The following is a 17,211-nucleotide window of genomic DNA, read 5'->3' on the forward strand; positions in this document are numbered from 1 at the left end:
CGCCCCAACACCGACCACTGATGTCGCTGATGGGGCTACCGGATTACATCTTGTTGTAAGCGTCGATAGCTTCCTGGCCATTGCTGCCAGCCTTTTTCAGCCAGTCGCTCAGCACTTCCTTGCCAATGTTTTCAAAGCCGGTAGTGACAGCCTCAGGTGCTGCCAGCGTCTGCATGCCATTGGCTTTCAGTTGGTCCTTGTACCAGCCGGTCAGCTCTTTGGCTTTGTCCCAGCCTGCCTTTTCCGCGTGATCCGCCGCTTCCAGCATCACTTTCTGCGTTTCGGGGCTGAGTTTGTTCCAGGCTTTCAGGTTGACGAAGACCATGTTCTTCGGCAGCCAGGCCTGCACGTCATACCAGTAGTTAACGTATTCCCACAGTTTGGTGTCATAACCGGTAGAGGCGGAAGAAATCATGCTTTCAGCAACGCCAGTGGCAAATGCCTGTGAGACTTCAGCCGCTTCGATTTTGGTCGGTACCGCTCCCATCAGCTGGGCCACCTGATCAGTCATCGGGCTGTAAGCACGGAACTTGACGCCTTTCATATCATCCAGCGAGGTCAGTGCCTTTTTGGTGTATAGACCCTGTGGCGGCCAGGGTACGGTGTAAAGCAGTTTGACACCTTTTTCGGCCATCACTTTTTCCAGTGCGGGTTTGGAAGCCTGGTACAGCTTCCAGCTGGCATCAAAACTGGTGGCAATGAAGGGCACCGCATCAATTTCAAAGATGGGATCTTCGTTACCCAGAGTGGACATCAGACGCTCACCGATTGGCGCCAACCCACGACGAACAGCACCAAAAATTTCCCCACCCTTGAACAGCGAACCATTGGGATGGGTAACGATGTTGATTTCGCTGCCCGCTTTTTCATTTACCTCTTTGGCGAAAGCGGCGGCAGTTTCAGAGTGATAGTTCGTAGCCGGATACGCTAACGGCATATCCCAGGTATCTGCCGACCAGACATATTGGCTCACGCTGATCGCCAGAACGCCAACGGCACCCAACAACGCCTTTCCGGCTTTTTTTGCTGTGCTGCTCTTCACAAATTTTTCCTCTCTGTCACTACGTTGATAATCATCGGGAGCATCGGCGACACCTCTTGGTGCAGCTTCTGACTCTTGGCCTTTAACTAAACGCGCCACCAGTTGGACAGATTTAGCTGACAACGCCGCCTGCATTACTGGCAGCGACGTTTTGTAACGTCAGGCCACAAATTGCATGCATTATTTGCTCAACAATCTGACATGAGCAGAAACCATGCCACAAACACGACAAAACACGACAGCCCGTCGACTTTATTAGCTGATCATCGTTCACGAAAAGCCGTCTGACAGCGAATGGATGCTATAGCCTTAAACTAGAGCCAGCGCAGAAAATCTGTATAAGCGCTTATACCCTGATAACGCTAGAGTGGACGCATCCCATTAGGTCTTTGACCACCTCACCTCATTTGTCGCGATCCTCTGCGACCCAGGTTGGCCAGACCTCCTTGCCAGCATCTCGAAATACGGAAGTAACCGATGTTCAAAGGTGTCACAGAAAGCCCGCTTTCACTCTGGTCTGCCAGCGCTCCCGCTGCGCCAGCAACCAGCCCTCTAGTTATGTCTATCGATGTAGACGTCGCCATTGTCGGGGGGGGCTTCACCGGCCTTTCCACTGCATTGCATCTGGCCGAGCAGGGTAGCAAGGTTGCAGTGCTGGAAGCCCAGGGCCTTGGACATGGTGGCTCCGGTCGTAATGTCGGCCTCGCCAATGCAGGCCTGTGGCTCGAGCCTGATCAGATGGATGCCCTAATGGGCAAGGCTGCTGCAGATCGGCTGTATCGTTTTCTCGCCGATGCACCCAATGTGGTATACGGGCTGATTGAGCGTCATCAGATTCAATGTGAAGCGGTACGCAATGGCACCTTGCATCTGGGGCATTCCGCCAAGGGCGTGCAGGAACTGGAGCGACGCTACCGTCAGCTGGTAGCTCGCGGTGCACCAGTTGAACTGAAGGACCGAGCTGAAACCCAGCGCCTGACCGGATCGCCCCTGTATCAGGGAGCCCTGTTCGACCCTCGAGCGGGCACTATCCAGCCTCTGGCTTATGCCCGTGGCCTGGCAACAGCCGCTATCGGTGCTGGCGCACAGCTGTATACCCAGAGCCCTGTTACCGATATTCAGCGCCAGGGTGAACATTGGTTACTTAAATCCCCACAAGGGCAGATCAAAGCGAGCAAGGTGGTCATCGCCACCAATGCTTATACAGAGCAGCTGTTCCCGGAATTGAAGCAGAGTTTTGTCCCCATCTATTACTTCCAGTACGCCAGTAAACCGCTGACAGAACAGCAGCTCAGCCGTATCCTGCCCGAGCGCCAGGGCTGCTGGGATACCCGAACCGTCATGTGTTCGTTCCGCATGGATCAGGCCGGTCGGCTGGTATTAGGCAGCATGGGTAACCTGCTGCAAGGTGACAAACTGCGACACTGGAGTGATCGCATGACGAGCAAACTGTTCCCCTGGCTGGGACCGGTAGAGTGGGACTATCGCTGGGTCGGTCAGATTGCCTATAGCAATGATCACCTGCCGCACTTCCATCAGCTCGCGGATGGCATCTATACCTGTCTGGGCTACAGTGGCCGCGGCATAGGTCCGGGCACAACGCTGGGCAAAGCGATGGCAGGCTACCTGCTTGGCGACAAGGAGGCGATGCCGGTCTCCCCAACCAGCGTTGACAGCATCAGCTGGCGAGATTTACGTCACGCATTCTATGAAACCGGGGCACGGGTATATCACGCCAGGCAGTGCCTCATCTGAGACCGTGGGCAAATACCAGGTCAGGTATTCCCACGACCACAATGGCCTTTACCTTTGAGCCGTCAGCAAGAGTAAAGGCCAGCGTTTCCCCGACACAATTACGCCTCATAAAGAAGCACGCACAACACCCACTTTGCACCATATTGGCGACAGATTAATCCCACACCAATTCCAATATAGAGTCCTACCCGTGCTTTATAAGAAATGCACATCGATCAGAGCAAATCGCACCACTCACTGAGTTGCACCACTCACTATAAAAGTTGCACCTTTTAACCCATGCATCGTTGAACAATACAGAAATAGATACAACTCAAATAAGCAAAAGGAAAACCCAATAAACACCAAGGTGTTACTTTTTACGTGTTACCAAAAGGAGCAACTCCCCAAAGAGTTGAAACTACACACCAGACTTCGACAACCTGTTACCAAAACTCCCTCATCGCCTGACCAACACCGCGAGTACACCGGAAAGAACTCCAGGATCAAGTCCACCTTTGGCTAAAAATTGCATTTTTTTAAACATTACCAAAAAGAGGTAATCGCTATTTTTTTTACTTTTAACACCATGAAATCACCATAAAAAATTCAATACATACAATTAATCAATCACAAACCTTGATGGTGCATATTTCAAATGCTCGCACCATATCCGCGCACAATTTGTTGATTTTATTTAACAAAGAAAGTCGACACGTCACTTCACCGCATCCCGCACACACTTTTTCGCGACACAAACCTAACGAAATACTCCGTGGAATAATCTTGCCCTCGCGTCGGCAGCCACAAAACTTTTCTGCTACAACTAAATGCGCATTCGAACAAAACAGTTTGAAAAAAACTGGAATAGTTCTTGCTAAACCTAAAGCGTACTACTGCTGCTACGCACTACTGACGGTAGTAGAAGGTGCTTAATTAAAGAAACGGAACAACCTGTTGGAGTTATTCTCATGTCTAAATCCGTTCTGAAGAAAACCTTAGTTTCTCTTGCTGTAGCTTCATCTTTTGCAGCTTTCGCTGCACACGCCGACATCAAAGTCGGTATCGCTGGCCCCATGACTGGAGCCTATGCTGCGTTCGGTGAGCAGCTGTGGAAAGGTGCGTCTCAGGCAGCGGAAGACATCAACGCAGCGGGTGGTATCAACGGCGAGAAACTGGTGCTGGTTAAAGGTGACGATGCTTGCGAACCTAAACAAGCCGTATCTGTAGCCAACCGTCTGGTCGACTCAGACCAGGTTGCCGGTGTAATCGGCCACTTCTGCTCTTCTTCTTCTATTCCTGCTTCCGAAATCTACGACGAAGGCGGCATCAGCGAAATCACCCCAGCTTCTACCAACCCTCAGTACACCGAGCGTGGCCTGCCTGGCGTGTTCCGTACCTGTGGTCGTGACGACCAGCAAGGTACAGTAGCGGCTGACTACATCATCGACAAACTGAAAGCCACCAAAGTGGCCGTTATTCACGACAAAGACACCTATGGCCAAGGCCTGGCTGATGCTACCAAAGCCCAGCTGAACAAGCGCGGTGTGACCGAAGTCATGTATGAAGGTCTGACCCGTGGTGAAAAAGACTTCAACGCTCTGGTAACCAAAATCCGTGCATCAGGTGCTGAAGTAGTTTACTTCGGTGGTCTGCATGCCGAAGCTGGCGCACTGGTTCACCAGTTGCGCGATCAGGGCTTCACCGGTGGTTTCATGTCAGGTGACGGTATCACTTCAGAAGAGTTCGTAACTGCCGCAGGCGGTCCCAAGTACGTCGACGGCGTATACATGACTTTCGGTGCTGACCCACGCAACAACGCATCAAGTGCTGAAGTTATCGCCAAGTTCCGCGCTGCCGGTTATGAGCCTGAAGGTTACACACTGTACTCCTACGCTGCTCTGCAGGTACTGGCTGCTGGCCTGAAAGGCGCTAACGGCGACAAGACCAAGGTAGGTGAGTGGATCCACGGCAACACCGTTCCTACCGTAATGGGCGACAAGCAGTACGACGCTAAAGGCGACCTGACTGTTTCTGACTATGTAATGTACGAGTGGCACGCTGACGGCAAGTACACCGAAACCACTAACTAATACGCCGCAGCACAAGACCCTGCCACGCCTCAGGCGGGCAGGGTTTTTAGTTACAGAATTACTATAAGGTACATGAGGTCAGACAATGGACATTGTTCTGCAACAACTGGTTAACGGCTTGACGCTTGGGTCCGTTTACGGACTGATCGCCGTTGGCTACACCATGGTATACGGCATCATCGGCATGATTAACTTTGCCCATGGCGACGTCTACATGGTGTCCGCTTATATCACAGCCATTGTTCTTGCACTGCTAAGCTTCTTTGGCATCCACTCCTTCCCGGTGGTTATTCTTTTCACACTGGTTTTAACCATCATCATTACCGGCGTTTATGGATGGACCATTGAACGCGTTGCCTATCGCCCGCTGCGCAACTCCACTCGTCTGGCTCCGCTCATCTCTGCCATCGGTATGTCACTGATCTTGCAGAACTACGTACAGATTGCTCAAGGAGCGCGCTCACAAGGTGTTCCTACCCTGCTGGACGGCACCCTGCGCATGCATATTGGTGATGGCTACGTACAGCTCACCTACATGAAAGTCTTCATTCTGGTTGCCGCTTTCTCCGGTATGGGCATCCTGACCTACATCATCCAGAAAACCACTCTGGGCCGGATGTGCCGTGCAACCCAACAGGATCGTAAGATGGCTTCCATCCTGGGCATCAACACCGACCGCATCATTTCCTACGTATTTGTTATCGGCGCAGCCATGGCTGCACTGGCTGGCGTATTGATCACTCTGGACTACGGCAGCTTTGACTTCTTTGTTGGCTTCGTCATTGGCGTCAAGGCCTTCACCGCAGCTGTTCTCGGGGGCATTGGTTCACTGCCGGGCGCCATGCTGGGCGGTGTCATTCTGGGTCTGGCCGAGTCGCTGTTCTCCGGTCTGGTCAATACCGACTACAAGGACGTGTTTGCCTTCGGCCTGCTGGTCACCATCCTGATCTTCCGCCCCAGTGGTCTGCTTGGCAAACCTGCAGTAGAAAAGGTGTAACTCCATGTCTTCATCTATCAACATCAAGAAGAGTGTCATAGACACCCTGCTGGCAGGTCTGCTGTCACTGATTGTGTTCGGTCCCGTTATCGGCATTCTGCTCGACGGTTACGACTTCACCACCCGCCCTTCGCTGCTGCTGACCATGGTGGGTATCGTTATGGTTGGGCGCTTTGCCATCTCTTTGTTTGTGCAGAGCAAGAAAGGCCAGATGATGCTGTACAAGCATCAGAACAACGATGACGGCGTTATCGTTCTGCCTCCCGGCCATAAGTCCAAAATGATCTACATTGTCCCCATCGCCATCATCATTGGCCTGGTTGCTCCCTTCGTTGCCACCAAATACATCCTGACCGTACTGATTCTCGGCTTGATCTACGTTCTGCTGGGCCTTGGCCTCAACATCGTGGTTGGCCTGGCAGGTCTGCTGGACCTGGGTTTCGTCGGTTTCTACGCCATTGGTGCCTATGGCCTGTCGCTGGGCTACCAGTATCTGGGCTTTGGCTTCTGGTCGATGCTGCCTCTGGCTGCCATCATGGCTGCCGTTGCCGGTGCCATACTGGGCTTCCCGGTACTGCGTATGCACGGTGACTATCTGGCTATCGTGACACTGGGCTTCGGGGAAATTATCCGCCTGATCCTGACCAACTGGACCAGCTTCACTGGCGGCCCCAACGGCGTGTACGCTCCGTTGCCCACACTGTTCGGTCTGGAGTTTGAACGCCGCGCCAAACAAGGCGGCACCCCTTTCCATGAGTTCTTCAATCTGCCGTACGATTCAGGCTTGAAGTATGTCTTCATCTACCTGTCTCTGTTCATGGTGGTTTGCGCCGTGCTGTACATCAAGCACCGTCTGGTCAAGATGCCTATCGGTCGCGCCTGGGAAGCTCTGCGTGAAGACGAGATTGCCTGTCGCTCACTGGGCCTCAACCACGTCCTGATCAAGCTGTCAGCGTTCATGATGGGCGCCTCGACGGGCGGTCTGGCCGGGGTGTTCTTCGCGACCTATCAAGGCTTCGTCAACCCGACCTCCTTCACCTTCTTCGAATCTGCACTGATTCTGGCCATCGTGGTACTGGGTGGTCTGGGCTCCACCGTGGGTGTGGTTATTGCCGCCTTTGTTCTGACTGTAACCCCCGAAATGCTGCGTGAAGTAGCAGACTTCCGTGTACTGATTTTTGGTCTGCTGATGGTAGTCATGATGATCTGGCGTCCTCGTGGTTTGGTACGCATCACTCGTACTGGCTTTGCTGTTCGGAAAGGGGTCGCATAAATGAAGCAGGACAATATCCTCACCGTTGAGCATCTGGAGATGCAGTTCGGCGGTATCAAAGCCCTGAACGACGTTAACTTTGAAATTAAACGCGGCTCTATTTCCGCTCTGATTGGCCCCAACGGGGCAGGGAAGACTACGGTATTCAACTGCCTGACCGGTTTCTATAAGGCCACCGGTGGTGCCATCACACTGTTTGCCAATGGCAAACAGACCCGTGTGGGCAAGGTACTGGGTGAACCTTTCCAGTCATCCGACTATGTCAATCCAGCCGCCTTTGCCAGCCGACTGCGCTACAAGATGTTCGGCGGCTCGCATCTGGTGAACCGTTCCGGTCTGGCTCGTACATTCCAGAACATCCGCTTGTTCAAGGAAATGTCAGTGGTGGAAAACCTGCTGGTAGCCCAGCACATGCAGGTCAATCGCAACCTGCTCGCGGGTATTTTCAATACCCCAGGCTATCGCAAGGCAGAAAGCCGTGCTCTGGAGCGCGCCTTCTACTGGCTGGAAGTCATGGACCTGGTTGATCACGCCAACAAACTGGCAGGCAGCATGTCCTATGGCCAGCAGCGCCGACTGGAAATTGCTCGCTCCATGTGCACTAACCCTGAACTGATCTGCCTTGACGAACCGGCTGCCGGTTTGAACCCCGCAGAGACTCACGCTCTTAGCAGCATGATTCGCGTTCTGCAGAAAGAACATAACGCTACGGTATTGTTGATCGAACACGATATGGGAATGGTAATGGATATTTCCGAGCACATTGTGGTGCTCGATCACGGTGAGGTTATCGCTCGCGGCGGCCCCGATGACATCAAGTCCAACCCGAAAGTTATCGCCGCCTACCTTGGTGCAGAAGACGATGAGGAGGTCACCCTGTGAGTAACGTAGCCTCCGAAAGAATGCTGGAGTTCAAAGACGTAGACGTGTTCTACGGTCCGATTCAGGCATTACGCCAGGTGTCCATGCACATCAACAAAGGCGAGATTGTCAGTCTGATTGGCTCCAACGGTGCGGGTAAATCCACCCTGCTGATGTCCATCTTCGGTCAGCCTCGCGCAAGTGCCGGACAGATCATCTATTGTGGTCAGGAAATCACCAAGAAGTCTGCCCACTTCGTCGCCTCTAATGGTATCGCCCAGTCTCCCGAAGGACGCCGTGTTTTCCCCGACATGACGGTTGAGGAAAACCTGTTGATGGGCACCATACCCATTGGGATGGCTCATGCTGATGAAGACATTCAGCATATGTTCAACTTGTTCCCTCGCTTGAAGGAACGCCGTAATCAGCGCTCTTCCACTATGTCGGGTGGCGAGCAGCAGATGCTGGCGATTGCGCGTGCCTTGATGAGCCGCCCTCGCCTGCTGTTGCTTGATGAGCCCAGCCTGGGGTTGGCGCCCATTATCGTTAAGCAGATCTTCTCTATCCTGAAAGATGTGTCAGGCACTGGCATGACCATCTTCCTGGTCGAGCAGAATGCCAACCATGCTCTTAAACTGTCTGATCGTGGCTACGTCATGGTTAACGGTCAGATCAGAATGACCGGTACAGGTCAGGAGCTGCTGGTCAATCCAGAAGTGCGTGAAGCCTACCTCGGCGGACATTAATCCTCCGCGGAAACAGACAAGCCCTCTTCGGAGGGCTTGTCTGTTTATACATATTGAAAACACTCAGGCTGGACGTTGATAGCCAGAATATCTGAACGCCCCCTTGAGTCTCGGTGACCTCTGGCGGCTCTTACTTTACAAAAACAGCGACTACCTGCCTCGAACGCATCAGCAGTTGTCCATCAGGGGCATAGAGTGCGTCATCCACACTGGCAAAGCCCTCCTCTGCATAATCAAGTCTGGACTGATACCGCAACCACTCTGCTCCCGGAAGGGCAGTGGTCTGCTGAGGAAAATCCATCGACCAACTCATACTACTGGCTGCAGTAGGTACCGACAAAAGGCTCAGGCAAGCCGGTGGCCAGGCATCGGACAGCATCAGTAAATAAGCGGGCATTACTGCCACAGGCGACTGGCGGAACCTGATCCAGCCACCAATATGCGCTTCCCTGGAAGAGGTATAGGGCATAGGGCCTTCAGCCCATCGATAATCAAAGTGTCGGGTAAATTCTGGGGTTACTCCCGGGAGGTAAGGCAGCACTATAGCCGATTCAGGCGAGGTGAGGTTATGAGGTCGTAACGCCTGCATCTGTAGTTGCTCATCACGCGCCAGCCCCAGAGTGACTTGCATGATAACGGCTATGTTACCGTCCTGACCCGCCTCAACCTTATAGAACGATACAGTTTTACCCTGGCGCAAACATGTAATGGAGATATCAAGCTCTCCGGGCTGCACCGGAGCAATGAAGTTAAGCAAGATGCTACGAACTCTCTCGCCATCGCGCCTCCTCCGCTCCACCGCGTGCATCATGACGGCCGCAACCAAACCGCCAAACACCGCGCGCCCCTGCCCCCATCCCTCAGGCATCCATACAATTGGCCGCTCTTCATGGCCATGCAGATCAGCAAAGTATTTATCCAGATCCATTTAAGTGAACCCTATTCACGGTTTAATCACTTTACCCTAGCAGCCTTTATTTCCTGCGCAATATAACCATTTGTCGCGTTGCATAGAAAACGTTCAGATACACTTTGAAAGGCGACAGATCAGTAAAGGCTTTGTCATCTGGGAATTGAGTAAGCATCTGGGCGATTGCTATAATCCACGGTGTTTGGGGCTTTGCCCTGAACCGTTACAACGTCTTAGGGAAAAGAAACCGGCGCCTGACAGTTACTCCGGTCACACGTAACGTGCCTTCCTGCTTTCTTACTTTTTCCTGCCATATTTAAAGCACTGTTTATTAACAGTGGGCACTAACGTGTCAGGAATAAGATCAGAATCGAGTTGGACAGAGACTTTGCTGCAGGTGCGGACGGCAAGCTCGGCGGTGATGGCAGTACACTGAAATATAAAGCAAAAAAACCATGTTATCGAAGCACTGAAATACTGCTTTAATAAAAAGCGGCTAAGTGGCAACGATTTGTTTGTTTTTTCACATTAAGGTATGGCTGATGTTTCGAAAGAAGGAAAGTAGTGGTAGCCCATTGAGCGTCGGGATAGTCAATTGGATGATGCCCAGCCTGGCAATCCTGCTTCTGATTTCCGCCCCCTCCTTCGCTGCCGACAAGGCGGAGAACTACGCGGTGAACAGCAAGTTCAACCGTGATACCGTCGTCGATATTGCCAGAAAGCTGGCTGCCAGCCCTTACTCTCCGCCGAAATCAGCCCTGCCAGACAGTTTAAAGTCACTCTCCTACGACGAATATCGTGACATCCAGTTCGACCCTACCCAAGCCGTTTGGGCCAATGAGGGCTTACCTTTCGAGATGCAGATGTTCCATCGAGGAGCCTATTACAAGGATCCCGTTGAGGTTGCCATTGTGGAGGACGGCACCGCGCGCCATCTTGCCTACTCACCCACGCTGTTCAAAACGGGTGACGTCATGACCAAGCCGCTGCCTGCCGATGACATAGGTTTTGCTGGCTTCAATCTGCATAGCCCGATCAACCGGCCAGACTTCTATGACGAAACCGTGGTATTTCAGGGTGCCAGCTACTTCCGTGCCTTAGGTAAAAACGAAGTCTATGGTCTGTCAGCCCGCGGACTGGCCTTGAAGACTGCTGATCCTGAAGGCGAGGAATTCCCTATTTACCGCGCCTTCTGGATTGAAAAGCCCAGCAAAGAAAGCAACTCCATCGTCATCTATGCCTTGCTGGATAGCCAGAGTGTGACAGGCGCCTATCGCTTTACTATCCGCCCTGGCACCAATACCACCATGGATGTCGAAGCAACCCTGTTCCCTCGGGTCGATCTGAGCAAGATCGGCCTGGCTCCAGAGTCCAGCATGTATCTGTTCTCAGCCAATGGCCGTCAGGATGTCGATGACTTCCGCCCCGAAGTCCATGACTCGGATGGGTTGCTGATGGTCAATGGCCGCGGTGAGCGCCTCTGGCGTCCGCTGGCCAATCCCAAGGAACTGCAGATCAGCGCTTTCCAGGATACCGCCCCCCTTGGCTTTGGTCTGATGCAACGCGACCGCGACTTCAACAACTATCAGGATCTTGAAGCTGAATACCAGCAGCGTCCCAGCCTTTGGGTTGAGCCTGTTGGCAACTGGGGAAAAGGTGCTGTGGTACTGACCGAAATACCATCCAGCGCCGAAATTCATGACAACATTATTGCTTACTGGGCACCCACTTCCCCGATTACCGCAGGCTCAGAGTACAGCTTTGCATACCGCCTTACCTGGGGGCAGGGACCACAGATTGCTCCTGGCGAAGCCAGAGTGGAATCAACCCGCAGCGGTAAGGCTGACGGCACCGGCAACAAGCGCTTGTTCGTGGTTGATTACACCATCCCCAATACTACCGGAGTCAGTATGCCAGCCAATCGCCCTCAGGCGATGGTCAAAGCATCAAAAGGCAGCGTGAGCAATGTCGTTGTTCGTGATAACCCTCAGACAGGAGGTTATCGTGTGAGCTTTGAGCTGGACCCGACCGATGCGGATCTGGTGGAACTGCGCATGGAACTGAAGTTCGATGACGGCCGCAAAGCTGAAACCTGGATGTACAGATGGACCAACTAAGCCGTTGTATGGATAACCTGGATAATACTCCCGCACCAGGCACGCCACCGGAAACTCCCGGTGATATGCCACCACAGAACCTGAAGCGCTTTAATGCCGCGGAGCAACGCCGGAAGCCTGTTAACAAAGGCGGCGTGCGCTCCTCCAGCTGGCGTCGCTGGCTGGTGCTGGGTAGTGCTATGGCACTGTCCGCTTATGGCATCAATGAAATGTATGGGGTTATCTCGCTGGGCGAGATAACGTTCATCGAATACATCATTCTGGCGCTGTTTACCCTGACCTTCAGCTGGATTACGGTTGCCTTCACCAGCGCTATCGTCGGCTTTTTCTGCGTGCTACGCAGAGCGAACCGCAGCCATGCCAGGCTGGAAACGCCACTTCAGCATCAGACAGCCATACTGATGCCTACCTACAATGAACAGCCAGAACGCATCTTTGCGGCGATTGAGTCCATGGCACTTTCGCTGCACGAGACCGGCGAAGGCGATCATTTTGATTGGTTTGTTATCAGTGACACTACCGACCCGGAAGTCGCACTGCAGGAAGAAGCCTGCCTGATAACCATCCGCGAGCGCTTAGGCGACAAAAGCCGCATCTACTACCGCCGGCGCCGCAAGAACATTGCACGTAAAGCAGGTAACGTTGCTGACTTTTGCCGTCGCTGGGGCAAAGGATACAGCCACCTGCTGGTGCTGGATGCTGACAGTCTGATGGAAGCAGGCACAATCATCGAACTGGCACGCCGAATGGAGGCCGACCCTGACTCTGGCCTTATCCAGACTATCCCCAACCTCATCAACGGTACGACGCTGATTGCCCGGCTGCAGCAGTTTGCATCGCGCATCTATGGACCTGTAGTAGGATCAGGCTTGTCATGGTGGGTACACAAAGAAGGCAACTTCTGGGGACATAACGCCATCATCCGCAGAGAAGCCTTTATGGATGCCGCAGGCTTGCCTGATCTGCCCGGTAAGCCGCCCTTCGGCGGGCATATTCTCAGCCATGACTTTGTCGAGGCGTCACTGATCCGTCGCGCGGGCTGGAGCATTATTATTGCCGATGACCTGCCAGGTTCCTATGAAGAAAGCCCTCCCTCCATCATTGATCTGGCCGTGCGTGACCGACGCTGGTGTCAGGGCAACCTTCAGCACTCTCGCGTGCTGACAGCTCGAGGCCTGCACTGGGTAAGCCGTAGCCACCACCTGACAGGCATCATGTCCTATCTCTCATCACCATTGTGGTTAGCCCTGATCCTTGCAGGTCTGGCTCTGGCGTTGCAGGCACAATTTATTCGCCCCGAATATTTCACTGACGAGTTCTCGCTGTTCCCCTCATGGCCACGTATGGACGCGGCACGCGCACTCCAATTGTTTTACTTCACCATGGCTATTCTGTTTGGCCCCAAAATCCTTGGCCTTATCGCCTTTATGGCCAGCAATAAGCAGCGAAAAGCAGCAGGAGGATTCTTCCGCATACTGATTAGCTTCGTCGTAGAAGTGATTTTGTCAGCGCTGGTCGCACCAGTAATGATGCTGATACACAGCGGTGCAGTGTTCTCCATTCTGCTCGGCCGTGACAGTGGCTGGAATCCCCAGCGCCGGGATGATGGCAGCCTGCCCTTCCTTGATGTACTGTTCCGCCATCGCTGGCACATGATTATGGGCGTGTTCCTCACCCTGGCTGCCTACCTAAACTCACTGGACCTGCTGGCATGGCTGTCCCCAGCACTGGCAGGCATGCTGCTGTCAGTGCCGCTGTCTATGGTAACCGGCTCCATGCGTATCGGGCGCTGGTTCAAAGCCGCTGGCATCATGCGTACGCCAGAAGAGGCGGAGAAACCCGCCATTCGCGAGCATACCGAAGCCATTTATGACGAATACCACGCGACGGTACGCAGCAGCCCCAACCTGGTACAACTTGCCAGCCACGCAGATCTGGTTGAGCAGCATCTGGCCTTGGTTGACCGCATACCACCTCGACCACGTGGGCATATTGATGCTGTGGAAGCCATGGCAGCGATGAAAATAGAGGAAGCAGAAACCATTGAAGAAGCTGTAAAATTCCTCGACAAGAAAGAGCAGTCGATTGTCCTGTCGACCCCCAGCCTGTTTCTGAAGCTGGCAGCCATCCCGACCAGAGCACTCGGGCCGTCTGCCGAGCAAAGCAAGCTCCAGGGCCAACTCCCGGCCTAATGTAAGGCATGGTATTTGGAACCCAGTACGCCCACTTCATAGTGGGCGTACTGCATTTAAAGTTGAGCGGTTTGATGCAGACACTTCACCACGGAACTCTGAACAGTCGGATCCGGAACTTTCCTACCTGAATCCCGGAATGCGAAAAGAGCGATCTTCTTGCGGTAACCGCTCTTTCCTGTTTGTGGCTGCGAGGCCAGATGTAAACTGACGACCTTCGTCCCGGGGTTATAAAAAGCTCAGCCCGACGCCATCTTTCCCTAAACCCGGAATGCGAAAAGGGCGATTACCTTTCCTGAATGTGGTTACGGGGGCCAGATTTGAACTGATGACCTTCGCCCCGGGGTTATAAAGAGCTTAGCCCGACGCCGTCTAAACCCGGAATGCGAAAAGGGCGATTACCTTCCGATAATCGCCCTTTCCTGAATGTGGTTGCGGGGGCCTGATGTGATCTGACGACCTTCGCCCCGGGGTTATAAAGAGCTTAGCCCGACGCTGTCTTTCCCTAAACCCGGAATGCGAAAAGAGCGATCTTCTTGCGGTAACCGCTCTTTCCTGTTTGTGGTTGCGAGGCCAGATGTAAACTGACGACCTTCGTCCCGGGGTTATAAAAAGCTCAGCCCGCCGCCATCTTTCCCTAAACCCGGAATGCGAAAAGGGCGATTACCTTTCGGTAATCGCCCTTTCCTGAATGTAGTTACGGGGGCCAGATTTGAACTGACGATCTTCGCCCCGGGGTTATAAAGAGCTCAGCCCGACGCCGTCTTTCCCTAAACCCGGAATACGAAAAAGGCGATTACCTTCCGGTAATCGCCTTTTCCTGAATGTGGTTGCGGGGCCAGATTTGAACTGACGACCTTCGCCCCGGGGTTATGAAGAGCTTAGCCCGACGCCGTCTAAACCCGGAATGCGAAAAGGGCGATTACCTTCCGGCAATCGCCCTTTCCTGAATGTGGTTGCGGGGGCCAGATTTGAACTGACGACCTTCGCCCCGGGGTTATAAAGAGCTCAGCCCGACGCCGTCTTTCCCTAAACCCGGAATACGAAAAAGGCGATTACCTTCCGGTAATCGCTCTTTCCTGAATGTGGTTACGGGGGCCAGATTTGAACTGACGACCTTCGCCCCGGGGTTATAAAGAGCTCAGCCCGACGCCGTCTTTCCCTAAACCCGGAATACGAAAAAGGCGATTACCTTCCGGTAATCGCCCTTTCCTGAATGTGGTTGCGGGGGCCAGATTTGAACTGACGACCTTCGGGTTATGAGCCCGACGAGCTACCAGGCTGCTCCACCCCGCGTCGACGGCGTGCATATTAGTGACATGCCCACTTTCTGTCAAGCACTCATGAAGTTAGATAACTCTGCTAGCAGCTCTGCAATAGCCACACATCACTTACTCACAGCTTGCATAGGTCTGTGCAGAAAACCTTGATAAGCTTGGGATAGCCACTTGAAAACTGGCCTATTCGATCAGACATAGGCTCACACCATCCAGCTTTTCCAAGTTTTCTCTGCCCATCAATGTGGACATCCTTGGGAATAGATAAAATTTTACTTATAAATCAATATCTTAATAGATGAGGTTATTTTTTACTCAATGTCCCTTAACTACTATCTGGGTTGTCCACAATGGCAACATCCTCGGTGGAAAAGTATTTTGGGAGCACCAGAGGGGCAACCACTAGCACTTTATGCTCAGACGTTCAATACAGTAGAAGGGAATACCGCTTTCTATTCGCTACCAGCCCCCCGTCAGTCAGAGCGCTGGCGACAGCAGGTTCCAGATCACTTTCGCTTTGCCTTCAAGTTTCCGCGCCAGATCAGTCATGACGCACAATTGGTTAACTGTGCACAGGAGACCGCCCGCTTCATTCACACCATGCAGCCCCTGCTGGACGTTTGTGGCCCCTTCATGCTGCAACTATCGGCTCAATTCTCCGCCTCACAGCTGGATAGCCTGTGGCGCTTTCTGGACGCGCTTCCTGAACACTTGGATATCGCCGTGGAAGTACGCCATCCGGACTTTTTTGCCAAGGGAGAAAGCGAACGCCAGCTGAATCGCGGACTACTGGAAAGAAGGATGAGCAGGGTATGTTTTGACAGCAGAGCCCTGTTCAGCGCGCTACCGGATGATGAGGCAACACGTGAAGCCCAGAGGAAAAAGCCTCGTCTGCCAGTACACATTCTGGATCAGGTGGAATGCCCAATGGTGCGTTTTATCGGCCACCCACAGCTAGAGAAAAACACCGAGTTTCTTCGCCCCTGGGCCACCAAGATGAGCCAGTGGCTGGCACAGGGAAAGCACCCCTACTTTTTTGTGCACATGCCTGATATCGGCGATACATTACAGCTGGCTCAACTCTGGCATGAGCTGATCAATGAGATCTCGTCTGTGGCAGGCACCTGGAGCCTGCCGCAAAAAGCAGAACAGCCCCAACAGGGGCTGTTCTGACAAACACATTCAACCCATCAGGAACGCAGGATAGAGACATCCTCTGCCTGCAAACCTTTGTCACTCTGAATCACGTGAAAGCGCACTTTTTGCCCCTGTACCAAGGTACGATGGCCCTTTCCACGAATGGCGCGAAAATGCACAAACACATCCTCGCCATTTTCCCGGGTAACGAAACCGAAACCTTTGTTGACGTTGAACCACTTTACCTGGCCCAGTTCGCGAGTATCATTTTCGTCGTCTTCTTCGCCGACCACCCGCGTGTTCACAAACAGCCCCAGAACACTGGCGATGGCAGCCAATACAGCTGCCGCCGCCCAGACAGGGATGAAGGCATTAGAAATAGCCAGTTCAGGCAGGATTTGCTGGAGCAGCAGCGGCAAAGGTAATGTTACCAGCGCGCTGATGACGATGCTCACTACGATATTTTTTGGTGTCATTGTATCTCTCTTATTTACATCAATAGCTGACAAATACAGAAAGCGTCAGAAGTACAGGCGAAAAGATTGGGAATGAGCTCTGACACTTCCCACAAGGTTACTTACCGAGATCATTGTTAGCTCTCTTCACACATACGCCACGGGAGGCCCTATGGAAGACCGCTTGACCGAGCTGGAAACACGGGTCGCATTTATGGACGACACCATCAACCAGCTGAACGATGAACTGATTCACCAGCAGAAAGAGCTGGAAACCTTACATCGTATGCTCCACCTCATGCATCAGCAGATGAAGCAGATGACCAATCCCGAACAATCTAATCAGGACGAGCCACCACCTCCCCACTACTAACTCA

Annotated in this window: 13 protein-coding genes and 1 tRNA gene; 10 read left to right on the forward strand and 4 right to left on the reverse strand. The window is 53.1% G+C overall.

The features are described 5' to 3' along the window. Positions 1–43 precede the first annotated feature (43 nt). A complete protein-coding gene (locus QCD60_RS04985) occupies positions 44–1,042 on the reverse strand; it encodes a TRAP transporter substrate-binding protein (RefSeq protein ID WP_279782983.1) in 999 nt (332 codons plus the stop codon). A 558-nt stretch (positions 1,043–1,600) separates the two neighbouring features. On the opposite strand from QCD60_RS04985, the gene QCD60_RS04990 reads away from it, so the two are divergent. From QCD60_RS04990 to QCD60_RS05015, 6 genes are all read left to right on the forward strand, one after another. Further along, a complete protein-coding gene (locus QCD60_RS04990; RefSeq protein WP_279782985.1) occupies positions 1,601–2,797 on the forward strand; it encodes an FAD-binding oxidoreductase in 1,197 nt (398 codons plus the stop codon). 950 nt (positions 2,798–3,747) lie between these two features. Next, positions 3,748–4,869 (forward strand): branched-chain amino acid ABC transporter substrate-binding protein, encoded by a 1,122-nt coding sequence (locus QCD60_RS04995; RefSeq protein ID WP_104151968.1) that lies wholly within the window; start codon positions 3,748–3,750, stop codon positions 4,867–4,869. Positions 4,870–4,954: 85 nt separating this feature from the next. Continuing rightward, positions 4,955–5,866 (forward strand): branched-chain amino acid ABC transporter permease LivH, encoded by a 912-nt coding sequence (locus QCD60_RS05000; RefSeq protein ID WP_104151969.1) that lies wholly within the window; start codon positions 4,955–4,957, stop codon positions 5,864–5,866. 4 nt (positions 5,867–5,870) lie between these two features. Continuing rightward, on the forward strand, positions 5,871–7,139 hold the full coding sequence (gene livM, locus QCD60_RS05005) for a high-affinity branched-chain amino acid ABC transporter permease LivM (RefSeq protein ID WP_104151970.1): 1,269 nt from the start codon (positions 5,871–5,873) through the stop codon (positions 7,137–7,139). Further along, positions 7,140–8,021: an ATP-binding cassette domain-containing protein gene (locus QCD60_RS05010; RefSeq protein ID WP_104151971.1), complete on the forward strand. Its 882-nt coding sequence runs from the start codon at positions 7,140–7,142 to the stop codon at positions 8,019–8,021. 20 nt (positions 8,022–8,041) lie between these two features. Continuing rightward, a complete protein-coding gene (locus QCD60_RS05015; protein WP_104152008.1) occupies positions 8,042–8,746 on the forward strand; it encodes an ABC transporter ATP-binding protein in 705 nt (234 codons plus the stop codon). A gap of 130 nt (positions 8,747–8,876) precedes the next feature. Here QCD60_RS05015 and QCD60_RS05020 read toward each other — a convergent pair whose 3' ends face one another. Next, positions 8,877–9,674, reverse strand: coding sequence for a thioesterase family protein (locus tag QCD60_RS05020; protein ID WP_279782990.1), 798 nt, complete (start codon positions 9,672–9,674; stop codon positions 8,877–8,879). Positions 9,675–10,198: 524 nt separating this feature from the next. Between QCD60_RS05020 and QCD60_RS05025 the strand changes: the two genes are divergently transcribed. Together QCD60_RS05025 and mdoH are read left to right on the forward strand one after the other, a co-directional pair. After that, positions 10,199–11,773, forward strand: a complete 1,575-nt coding sequence (locus QCD60_RS05025) for a glucan biosynthesis protein G (RefSeq protein WP_279782992.1) — start codon at positions 10,199–10,201, stop codon at positions 11,771–11,773. Beyond that, positions 11,761–13,965 (forward strand): glucans biosynthesis glucosyltransferase MdoH, encoded by a 2,205-nt coding sequence (mdoH, locus tag QCD60_RS05030; protein WP_279782994.1) that lies wholly within the window; start codon positions 11,761–11,763, stop codon positions 13,963–13,965. The genes QCD60_RS05025 and mdoH overlap by 13 nt, the downstream gene beginning before the upstream one ends. Before the next feature lie 1,219 nt (positions 13,966–15,184). Here the strand turns inward: mdoH and QCD60_RS05035 are convergent. Beyond that, a tRNA-Met gene (locus QCD60_RS05035) sits at positions 15,185–15,261 on the reverse strand. A 359-nt stretch (positions 15,262–15,620) separates the two neighbouring features. Between QCD60_RS05035 and QCD60_RS05040 the strand changes: the two genes are divergently transcribed. Next, positions 15,621–16,415, forward strand: coding sequence for a DUF72 domain-containing protein (locus tag QCD60_RS05040; RefSeq protein ID WP_279782997.1), 795 nt, complete (start codon positions 15,621–15,623; stop codon positions 16,413–16,415). A 17-nt stretch (positions 16,416–16,432) separates the two neighbouring features. Here the strand turns inward: QCD60_RS05040 and QCD60_RS05045 are convergent, their stop codons facing one another. Beyond that, on the reverse strand, positions 16,433–16,834 hold the full coding sequence (locus tag QCD60_RS05045; protein ID WP_279782999.1) for a cold-shock protein: 402 nt from the start codon (positions 16,832–16,834) through the stop codon (positions 16,433–16,435). Positions 16,835–17,006: 172 nt separating this feature from the next. On the opposite strand from QCD60_RS05045, the gene QCD60_RS05050 reads away from it, so the two are divergent. Next, positions 17,007–17,207, forward strand: a complete 201-nt coding sequence (locus QCD60_RS05050; RefSeq protein WP_104151977.1) for a SlyX family protein — start codon at positions 17,007–17,009, stop codon at positions 17,205–17,207. Positions 17,208–17,211 lie beyond the last annotated feature (4 nt).

It is taken from the genome of Pokkaliibacter sp. MBI-7 (genome assembly GCF_029846635.1).
Classification (GTDB): domain Bacteria; phylum Pseudomonadota; class Gammaproteobacteria; order Pseudomonadales; family Balneatricaceae; genus Pokkaliibacter.

Coding starts and splice junctions, on each gene's coding strand:
- QCD60_RS04990 (WP_279782985.1), top strand. CDS start 1,601: ATGTCTATCGATGTAGACGTCGCCATTGTCGGGGGGGGCTTCACCGGC.
- QCD60_RS04995 (WP_104151968.1), top strand. CDS start 3,748: ATGTCTAAATCCGTTCTGAAGAAAACCTTAGTTTCTCTTGCTGTAGCT.
- QCD60_RS05000 (WP_104151969.1), top strand. CDS start 4,955: ATGGACATTGTTCTGCAACAACTGGTTAACGGCTTGACGCTTGGGTCC.
- livM (WP_104151970.1), top strand. CDS start 5,871: ATGTCTTCATCTATCAACATCAAGAAGAGTGTCATAGACACCCTGCTG.
- QCD60_RS05010 (WP_104151971.1), top strand. CDS start 7,140: ATGAAGCAGGACAATATCCTCACCGTTGAGCATCTGGAGATGCAGTTC.
- QCD60_RS05015 (WP_104152008.1), top strand. CDS start 8,042: ATGCTGGAGTTCAAAGACGTAGACGTGTTCTACGGTCCGATTCAGGCA.
- QCD60_RS05020 (WP_279782990.1), bottom strand. CDS start 9,674: ATGGATCTGGATAAATACTTTGCTGATCTGCATGGCCATGAAGAGCGG.
- QCD60_RS05025 (WP_279782992.1), top strand. CDS start 10,199: ATGTTTCGAAAGAAGGAAAGTAGTGGTAGCCCATTGAGCGTCGGGATA.
- mdoH (WP_279782994.1), top strand. CDS start 11,761: ATGGACCAACTAAGCCGTTGTATGGATAACCTGGATAATACTCCCGCA.
- QCD60_RS05050 (WP_104151977.1), top strand. CDS start 17,007: ATGGAAGACCGCTTGACCGAGCTGGAAACACGGGTCGCATTTATGGAC.